Raw genomic sequence first — 3,051 nt, 5'->3', positions numbered from 1 at the left:
CCTATATAAACCACCCAAAAAACCAACTTAAAAAGCATAGTTGAAAAAACAAGTGTGCTTAAATCGCTTCTAATGAAGCCGTTTTTGATGTTTTTTTCTTTTTTTAGAGAGTTGTGCAACAGCTACCGCTGTTATCAGCATACTCCTTTCATTTACAATTTTTTATCTACAAAATCCTTACTGTACTTCTTTATTTCTTCTCGGACTTTTCTGAATTGTTCATTGATTTCTTCGTCTGTTCCTATTGCTTTTACAGGGTCGGGAAAGTTGTGATGAAATTTCTTGGCTTTGGTCGGAAAATAGGGGCATCGTTCTTTAGCGTTGTCGCAGACAGTTATTACAAAGTCAAAATCTATGTTTTTGTATTCGTCAATGTTGTTTGATGTGTGGCTGGATATATCAATTCCGTCTTCTTTCATAGTGGTAATTGCTTTTGGATTTACTCCGTGAGTTTCAACTCCTGCACTATAAATATCTGCTTTATCTCCTGCAAAATAGCGTAAATATGCTTCTGCTATTTGACTTCTGCAACTATTACCTGTGCATAGCACTAAGATTTTCTTTTTCATTTTGAATAATACTTTTGTTTTAATTTTAAACTGACATTCACTAAAGAAATGAGTACAGGTACTTCCACTAATGGACCTATTACTGCGGTAAATGCTTGAGGGGAATTTAATCCAAAAACTGCAATAGCTACGGCAATGGCTAATTCAAAATTGTTTCCTGTTGCTGTAAAGGCAATTGAAGCATTTTTATCGTAAGGAATTTTCATTGCTTTGTTAATAAAAAAGCTAATGAAAAACATCAATACAAAATAGAGAATAAGCGGTATGGCAATTTTTATTACATCCAACGGCAATTCAATAATTTGATTCCCTTTTAAACTGAACATTAAAACAATGGTTGCTAAAAGTGCGATTAAGGTAATAGGAGATATTTTTGGGATAAATTTATGATTATACCAAGTTTCTCCTTTTTTCTTTATCAAGAAATAACGACCAAGAAATCCTGCGGTAAATGGTATTCCTAAGTAAATCAATACACTTTCTGTTACATCTCGCATTGAAACACTTACATCAAAATTACCCAAACCTAAATAGTTGGGTAAAACTTTGATGAACAACCAAACAAAGAAGCTGTAAGATACAATTTGAAAAATACTGTTCAAAGCAACCAATAAGGCGGTATATTCTCTGTTTGCTTTGGCTAAATCACTCCAAACAATGACCATTGCAATACATCTAGCTAAACCTATTAAAATAAGCCCAGTCATATATTCGGGTTCGTTTCTTAAAAACAAAACTGCCAAACCAAACATTAAGACCGTACCTATAATCCAATTTAAGATTAATGAAGCTGCAATCGCTTTTTTGTCTTGCATTACTTTGGGCAGTAAACTGTAATCTACTTTTGCTAAGGGCGGGTACATCATTAAAATTAACCCTATTGCTAATGGAATATTGGTCGTTCCAATAGAGAATTTATTCATACTTTCTGAAATAGTAGGAAAAAGATAGCCTAACCCTAAACCAAGTATCATTGCTAAAAATATCCAGACCGTCAGATAACGGTCTAAAAATTTCATTTTAATATTCATAGAATTAACAGCATTTAGTTTCAGACGAACAGCAATTTCCTTGCTTTTCTCCATATACAGTGATACTGAAAATGATATTTGGCTTTGAATTGTAAATTGCTATTTCTTCTTCTGTTAAATAATTTTTTAAAATATCATTGGGTACAATAATGGTTTTTTCTTTTTGTAGCGTGATGTTTTGAAATCCTGCATCTTTAATTATTTGTAAGTAATCTTCTTTCCGAATAGCACTTGCCACGCATCCGGCATACATTTCTGCTGCATTTTTAATTTTTTCAGGTAAATCTCCGGTAAGGACAATATCCGAAATACTGAAATGTCCACCCGGCTTTAATATACGGTAAACTTCGCCAAATGCTTTTGGCTTGTCAGGTACCAGGTTCATTACACAATTGCTTACCACCACGTCAGCAACATTAGCGGTAATAGGAATTTTTTCAATGTCCCCCAATCGGAACTCTACATTATTGAAATTTAGTTTTTCGGCATTCGTTCTTGCCTTTTCTATCATTGCTTCGGTAAAATCAATTCCGATAACTTTTCCTGTTTCATCTGTTTCGTGTCTTGCTACAAAACAGTCATTTCCTGCACCGCTTCCCAAATCCACAACGGTATCGCCCTTTTTAATTTTAGCAAATTTAGTCGGCAATCCGCATCCTAATTTCAAATCCGCATCGGGATTGTAACCGTCTAAGTGTTCGTATTCGTCACTCATAATGTTATATACTTCTGTGCTACAACCGCCACTGCCACAACAAGAAGTAGCATTTGTTTCATTGTCCTGCAAAGCAATTTCACTGTATTTTTGCTTAACCGTTTCTTTAATTTGTTCGTTATTGTTCATTGTTCTTATATTTTTGATTTAACAACATTTATTTTCTTGCTTATTTAATTTGGAGTGAAAACCTGAAAAATAATTGCTTAATTTTTCAATCCCTTTTTCATTCACACAATAACAAATCGTATTTCCTTCAATATTTCCTTTGATTAAGCCAGCGTTTTTCAATTCTTTCAAGTGTTGCGAAACAGTTGGCTGTGCCAATGGTAGTTCGTCAACTATATCGCCAACAATGCAGGCGTTAATTTTTAGTAGATGTTCCATAATAGCCACTCGTGCTGGATGTCCTAAGGCTTTAAACAAGGTTGCTATTTCTTGCTGACTTTCCGTATAATCGTTTTTCATTTTTATTGTTTTGATTATTTCTATATTGCAATATTACAATATAGATTTTAATTGTAGAACTATTCTGTTGATTTTTTTTTCAAATTTAATTTTCTATAGACGGGTAATTTTGTTCGGAGGTGTTTTTTCGGAGTTGCTGCTAACGGTTTGGGTATTGCCGAAGGCGGGGATTTTTAGCACAAATGTTGATGCGGAGAACGAATGTTTGATTAACCACAAATGTGTCTGCGTAACAATGAACCGCCACTTTTGCCAAACCCGTGTGCCT

At 34.1% G+C, this 3,051-nt stretch carries 4 protein-coding genes; all 4 read right to left on the bottom strand.

Annotated elements, in window-relative coordinates; translation table 11 throughout:
• Positions 1-152 precede the first annotated feature (152 nt).
• Genes M0R38_13270 through M0R38_13255 form a run of 4 tightly spaced genes read right to left on the bottom strand, consistent with a single transcriptional unit; the run spans position 153 to position 2,783 of the window.
• Positions 153-569, bottom strand: a complete 417-nt coding sequence (locus tag M0R38_13270) for an arsenate reductase ArsC (protein MCK9482706.1) — start codon at positions 567-569, stop codon at positions 153-155.
• A complete protein-coding gene (arsB, locus tag M0R38_13265; protein ID MCK9482705.1) occupies positions 566-1,600 on the bottom strand; it encodes an ACR3 family arsenite efflux transporter in 1,035 nt (344 codons plus the stop codon). The genes M0R38_13270 and arsB overlap by 4 nt, the downstream gene beginning before the upstream one ends.
• 4 nt (positions 1,601-1,604) lie before the next feature.
• Positions 1,605-2,444 carry an arsenite methyltransferase gene (locus M0R38_13260; protein MCK9482704.1) on the bottom strand — a complete coding sequence of 280 codons (840 nt, stop codon included), beginning with the start codon at positions 2,442-2,444 and terminating at the stop codon, positions 1,605-1,607.
• Between the two features lie 18 nt (positions 2,445-2,462).
• Positions 2,463-2,783: a metalloregulator ArsR/SmtB family transcription factor gene (locus M0R38_13255; GenBank protein MCK9482703.1), complete on the bottom strand. Its 321-nt coding sequence runs from the start codon at positions 2,781-2,783 to the stop codon at positions 2,463-2,465.
• Positions 2,784-3,051 lie beyond the last annotated feature (268 nt).

Source organism: Bacteroidia bacterium (genome assembly GCA_023228875.1).
In the GTDB taxonomy this organism is placed as follows: domain Bacteria; phylum Bacteroidota; class Bacteroidia; order NS11-12g; family UBA955; genus JALOAG01.
The sequence above is the reverse complement of the archived record's forward strand: the minus strand, read 5'-3'. Positions and strand labels throughout refer to the sequence as shown.

Bases quoted from the DNA above. Each gene is read 5' to 3' on its own strand.
- arsB (MCK9482705.1), bottom strand. From the start codon at position 1,600: ATGAATATTAAAATGAAATTTTTAGACCGTTATCTGACGGTCTGGATA.
- M0R38_13260 (MCK9482704.1), bottom strand. From the start codon at position 2,444: ATGAACAATAACGAACAAATTAAAGAAACGGTTAAGCAAAAATACAGT.
- M0R38_13270 (MCK9482706.1), bottom strand. From the start codon at position 569: ATGAAAAAGAAAATCTTAGTGCTATGCACAGGTAATAGTTGCAGAAGT.
- M0R38_13255 (MCK9482703.1), bottom strand. From the start codon at position 2,783: ATGAAAAACGATTATACGGAAAGTCAGCAAGAAATAGCAACCTTGTTT.